5 protein-coding genes are annotated in these 5697 nt (G+C 30.3%); all 5 read left to right on the forward strand.

The genetic code is table 11. From position 1 onward, the window contains the following. Window positions 1–40: 40 nt before the first annotated feature. Window positions 41–1099 carry a putative 2-aminoethylphosphonate ABC transporter substrate-binding protein gene (locus Q0V15_RS11415; protein ID WP_297439104.1) on the forward strand — a complete coding sequence of 353 codons (1059 nt, stop codon included), beginning with the start codon at window positions 41–43 and terminating at the stop codon, window positions 1097–1099. A 21-nt stretch (window positions 1100–1120) separates the two neighbouring features. Continuing rightward, entirely contained in the window at window positions 1121–2116 is a 996-nt protein-coding gene (locus tag Q0V15_RS11420; RefSeq protein WP_297439107.1) for an ABC transporter ATP-binding protein, read from the forward strand. A gap of 2 nt (window positions 2117–2118) precedes the next feature. After that, the gene (locus Q0V15_RS11425) at window positions 2119–3843 is read left to right on the forward strand and encodes a putative 2-aminoethylphosphonate ABC transporter permease subunit (protein ID WP_297439109.1); all 1725 of its coding nucleotides are present in this window, start codon (window positions 2119–2121) and stop codon (window positions 3841–3843) included. 20 nt (window positions 3844–3863) lie between these two features. Beyond that, window positions 3864–4655, forward strand: a complete 792-nt coding sequence (phnX, locus tag Q0V15_RS11430; protein WP_297439112.1) for a phosphonoacetaldehyde hydrolase — start codon at window positions 3864–3866, stop codon at window positions 4653–4655. Beyond that, the coding region (gene phnW / locus Q0V15_RS11435; protein WP_297439114.1) for a 2-aminoethylphosphonate--pyruvate transaminase at window positions 4655–5697 on the forward strand (1043 nt) is incomplete at its 3' end. The genes phnX and phnW, both read left to right, overlap by 1 nt.

The following is a 5697-nucleotide window of genomic DNA, read 5'->3' on the forward strand; positions in this document are numbered from 1 at the left end:
AGAGAAGAGAGAAAAGAGAGAAAAATTTATGGGGGTAGTTATGAAAAAGATTTTGGGTATTATTTTAACTGTGTTAGTTTCTTCAAATTTGTTTGTTGGGTGTATATCAAATACTGCTACTTCAAGTGGAGAAGGTTTAAAGAAGGATAAAAAAGAACTTACTATATATACAGCACTTGAGGAAGAACAGGTTACGGAGTATATAAAAGCTTTTGAAACTAAGTTTCCAGAGATTGATGTAAATCTTATTATGGATTCACATGGGATTATAAGTGCGAAAGTTTTATCAGAGAAAGAAAATCCACAGGCTGATGTTATATGGGGACTTTCAGCTATTAATATGATTGGTTTAGATAAGCAAGGTTTACTTGAGCCATATAAGCCAGAGAATTTTAGTGAGATTAATAAAATGTTTATGGGAGATATAGAAAATCCTAGTTGGATAGGGCTTACTGTAACAGAAACAGCTTTTGTTGTTAACAATAAGGAGCTTGATAAACTTGGTCTTGAAGTTCCAAAGAGTTATAAAGATTTATTAAAGCCAGAATATAAAGGACTGATTACAATGTCTAATCCAGCTTCATCAGGAACAGGATATTTCACAGTATCAGCTATTCTTCAACTTATGGGTGAGGAAGAAGGATTTAAATATTTAGAAGATTTACATGCTAATATAGGGATTTACACACATTCAGGTTCAAAACCATCAAAACTTGCAGCTTCAGGTGAGTATCCTATTGGAATTTCATTTGGGTATAGAGGGATAAAACAAAAAGAAGGTGGAGATCCTGTTGAGGTTATTTTTCCAACAGAGGGGTCAGGTTGGGATTTAGAAAGCTTAGCACTTAATAAGAAAGATAAAATATCAGAGGAAGCTAAGATATTTATGAAGTGGGCACTTAGTGATGAAGCTATGAAGCTTTACTCAAAAAATGCTGCGATAACTTCTATTGATACAGGAATAGCTGCACCAAAAGGGTATCCAGAAAATCCATTAGAGCAGTTAATAGAGAATGATTTAAACTGGGCATCAGATAATAGAGAAAGAGTTTTAAAAACTTGGGAAGAAAATTATGCAAAGAAAACAGAGGCTAAATAATTTAAGAATGGGGGAAGCTTTATGAGTTATCTTAGAGTAAGAAATTTAAATAAAAGTTTTAATGGGAAAGAAGTTTTAAAGGGTATAAATATTGATGTATTAGATGGTGAGTTTTTATGTCTACTTGGACCAAGTGGTTGTGGAAAAACAACACTTTTAAGACTTATAGCAGGACTTACAGACCTTGATGAGGGAGCAATATATTTAAATGAGAGAAATATAACACATTTAGACCCAAGTAAGAGAGAGTTTGGAATTGTATTTCAATCATATGCATTATTTCCTAATATGACTGTTTATAGAAATATAGAGTTTGCACTTCAGCAAAAGGGTATTAAAAAAAGTGAAATTAAAGAGAAAATAGCAGAAGTTTTAGAAACAGTAGGGCTTAGTGAAGAAGTAAATAGATATCCTAGAGAGTTATCAGGTGGACAGCAACAAAGAGTTGCTATAGCAAGGGCAATTGTAGTAAAGCCTAAGTTTTTACTTTTAGATGAACCAATGTCTGCACTTGATGCGAAGGTTAGAGTAAAACTTAGAAATGATATAAAAAGACTTCAAAGAGAGTTTAAAATTACAACAATTATGGTTACACATGACCAAGAAGAGGCTATGTCTATAGCAGATAGAATTGTAGTTTTAAATAAGGGAGAGGTTATGCAAGTAGGAACTCCAGAGCAAATCTATAAAGCACCAGAAAATTTATTTACAGCACAATTTATAGGAGAAAGTAATCTTGTAAAACTTAGTGATAAGACTTGTACTGTAAGACCAGAAGATATTTATTTGTATAATAATTTTCTTGGTGAAAATAGAGGTGTTATAAATGATATTGAGTTTAAGGGGAGTTTTATGAGTGTAAGTATTAAAACTGGAGATCCAAGTTTTGAAGATAAGGTTTTGAGCTATGTTGGAACTAGGCAGTGGGAAAAGCTAGAACTTAGTGTTGGTGATAGAGTTAGTTTTGATTTGAATATTAATGGAAGTTTAGAAAATGAAAGGTATAGGAGAGCTTAAGAATGCTTAGTAGTAATAAATCACTAGATAATACGACAGAAGAAATAAAAGGAAAGGCTAGTATGAATATGAAAAAGATAATTCTTATAATACTATGCTTGGTACTTTCTATATTTTTAATAGTACCACTTGCATATCTTGGAGTTCAGGCTTTTTCAGATATTGATGGGAATTTTATTGGACTAGCTAATTTTTCAGAATATCTTAAATCAAAAACAATGAGAAGTTCATTTTTCAATACATTATTTGTAGCATTAACATCTACAAGTATAGCAACTGTTTTAGCATTTTTATATGCGTATGGACTTAGGAGAGCGAGTGTTCCTATGAAATGGTTATTTAGAGCAGTGGCTATGCTTCCTATATTTGCACCAACAATGCTTCATGGTATAGGGCTTGTATATTTGTTTGGAAATAAGGGGATTGTTACAGAAATTTTAGGGATTAATATAGGCTTATATGGTGCAACAGGGATAATACTTGCACAAATTATATATATATTTCCACAGATTTTCTTAATTTTAGATATTGGGCTTAGCACAACAGATTTCAGACTTTACGAGGTCAGTAAGGTTCTTGGAGTTTCTAAGATAAAGGAATTCTTATTTGTAACAATTCCAAGTATAAAATATGCGCTAATAAGTTCATTTTTCATAGCATTTACATTATGTTTCACAGATTTTGGAGCAGCTAAAATAGTAGGTGGAAATTTTAATGTTTTAGCTATTGATGTATATAAGCAGATAGTTGGGCAGCAAAACATGCCAATGGGAGCTACAGTTGGAATACTTTTAATAATTCCAGCACTTATATCATTCTTTGTAACTCAAAAAGTTCAAAAGAAACAAACATCATATATTAGTTCAAAATCTTTACCATATGTGATAGAAAAAGATTTTGATAGGGATATTACACTTACGGTAATTATGAGTTTAATTGCAGGTGGAATACTTATAGTAATGTTATCAGTTTTACTTGCTTCACTTGTTAAGCTTTGGCCTTATGATTTAAGTTTAACTTTAAGCAACTATTCAATGGCAGATACACTTGATGGAATGAAACCATTTTTTAACTCAATAGCAGTTTCAATTTTAACTGCACTTATAGGAACAGTTTTTGTTTTCATAGTAGCATATCTTACAGAAAATACTAAGAAAGCAAATAAGATAAAAGCTATATCACACTTTTTAAGTATATTACCAATGGCACTTCCAGGGCTTGTTCTTGGAATATCATATGTACTTTTCTTCAATACAGAAAGCTTTAGAATTACAGATAATATACATCTTTTAAATTCATTTAATGTCTTGTATGGAAGTATATTTTTAATGGTATTTTGTAATATAGTTCATTTTTACTCAGTTACTTTTATTACAGCAACTACTGCAATTAAAAAGATTGATAAAGAAATTAATATGGCAGCAGAATCACTTGGAGTAAGTGAGGTTAGTTTTATAAAAAATGTAGCATTACCACTTTGTATGCCAGCATTTTTAGAAAATTTCATGTATTTATTTGTTAATTCAATGGTTACAGTATCAGCTTTGATATTCTTATATACTGCTGATTTAAAAGTAGCAGCAATTTCAATAGTTCAATTTGATGACAAGGGAGATATAGCAAGGGCAGCAGCTCTTTCTATAATGATAGTCCTAACAAATATAGTAGTTAAGATTTTATATGAGTTATTTAAAAAATATATATTAAAAGAAAAATATAGTGTTTAAAATTTAAGGAGGGTAATTTTATGAGAATTAAGGGGATAATATTTGACTTTGCAGGTACAACTATTGATTATGGGTGTTTTTCACCAGTTGAAGCATTTATAGGAGCATTTAACTCAGTTGGAATTGATATAACAATTGAAGAGGCTAGAGAGCCAATGGGAATGCTTAAAATCAATCATGCTAGAGCAATTTTTGAGATGGATAGAGTTAAGGATTTATTTGAAGAAAAATATAAGAGGGATTATACAAATCTTGATTTATATGAGGTTTATGAAGAATTTGAAAATATATTATTTAAAACACTTAAAGATTTTGGTGTTATTAATCCATATGTAATTGAGGAAATAAATAATCTTAGAATTAATGGGATAAAGATAGGTAGTACAACAGGGTATACAAGAAAGATGCTTGATGAAATACTTCCAGTAGCAAAGAGAAATGGTTATAGTCCAGATTTTACTATAACATCAGATGAAGTTGAAAATGGTAGACCACATAAAGATATGATAGTTAAAAATGCAGAGTTCTTTAATATAAAGAAGATGAATTTACTTGTTAAAGTTGGTGATACCATTGTTGATATATTAGAAGCAAAATCAGCAGGATGTCATAGCGTAGCAATTGTTCTTGGAAGTTCAGAGCTTGGACTTACTTATGATGAAGTGAAAAATATGGATAAAAAAGATTTAGATGAAAAAATAAAGTTAACAAGAAAGAAATTTATAAAAGCAGGGGCAGACTATGTCATTGATGATATGCGAGGGCTTATAGGAGTTATAAATAAAATAAATGATAAGGGTGGGATTTTATAATGTTTGATGCTATACCAAATAATGATTATATATTACTAACACCAGGACCACTTTCAACAAGTAAAAGAGTAAGAGCAGCACTTTTAAAAGATTCTTGTACATGGGATGCGGAGTATAATAATGTTGTAGAAGGGATTAGAGATGAACTTCTAAATATAGCTAAATGCTCTAAAGAAAAATACACAAGTGTACTAATGCAAGGAAGTGGAAGTTTTTCAGTTGAATCTGTAATAGGCACAGAGCTTAAAGAAACAGATAAGCTTTTAGTTCTTGTAAATGGAGCATATGGAAAAAGAATTAAAGATATGGCAGATGTTTTAAAAATAAATAATATAGCTTTAGTTTCAAGAGAAAATGAGATACTTGATGCACAAAGACTTGAAAATTTACTTAAATTTGATTCAGATATAACACATGTAGCAATGGTTCACTGTGAAACAACAACAGGAATTTTAAATGATTTAGAAAGTATAGGAAAGATAGTTAAAAAGCATAAGAAAATATTTATAGTAGATGCTATGAGCTCACTTGGAGGAATTGATATTGATGTAGAAAAACTTAATATAGATTATATAATATCATCTTCAAATAAGTGCATACAAGGAGTTCCAGGTTTTGCTTTTGTAATAGCTAGAAGAGTAATGATAGAAAGAACTAAGGGGAATGCTAAATCACATGCACTAGATTTATATGGACAATGGGAAACTATGGAGAAAAATAGTGGGAAATGGAGATTTACTTCAGCAACTCATACAGTTCATGCATTTAATGAAGCTTTAAAAGAATTAAAAGAAGAAGGTGGAGTAATAGCAAGAGCTAAGAGATATAGAGATATGCAAAAATTCTTAGTAAATGAAATGGAGAAGCTAGGATTTGATGCTTATATAAATAAAGATTTACAATCACCAATAATAACAACATTCTGCTATCTTAAAAATGTAGCATTTGAATTTAATGAGTTTTATGGTTTCCTAAAAAAAAGAGGTTTTGTAATATATCCAGGAAAATTATCTGATAGAGATACATTTAGAATAGGGAATAT

The organism is uncultured Clostridium sp., assembly GCF_947036855.1.
Lineage (GTDB): Bacteria > Bacillota > Clostridia > Clostridiales > Clostridiaceae > Sarcina.

Excerpts from the sequence above, each read along its gene's own strand:
- phnX (WP_297439112.1), top strand. The coding sequence starts at position 3,864 with ATGAGAATTAAGGGGATAATATTTGACTTTGCAGGTACAACTATTGAT.
- Q0V15_RS11415 (WP_297439104.1), top strand. The coding sequence starts at position 41 with ATGAAAAAGATTTTGGGTATTATTTTAACTGTGTTAGTTTCTTCAAAT.
- Q0V15_RS11420 (WP_297439107.1), top strand. The coding sequence starts at position 1,121 with ATGAGTTATCTTAGAGTAAGAAATTTAAATAAAAGTTTTAATGGGAAA.
- Q0V15_RS11425 (WP_297439109.1), top strand. The coding sequence starts at position 2,119 with ATGCTTAGTAGTAATAAATCACTAGATAATACGACAGAAGAAATAAAA.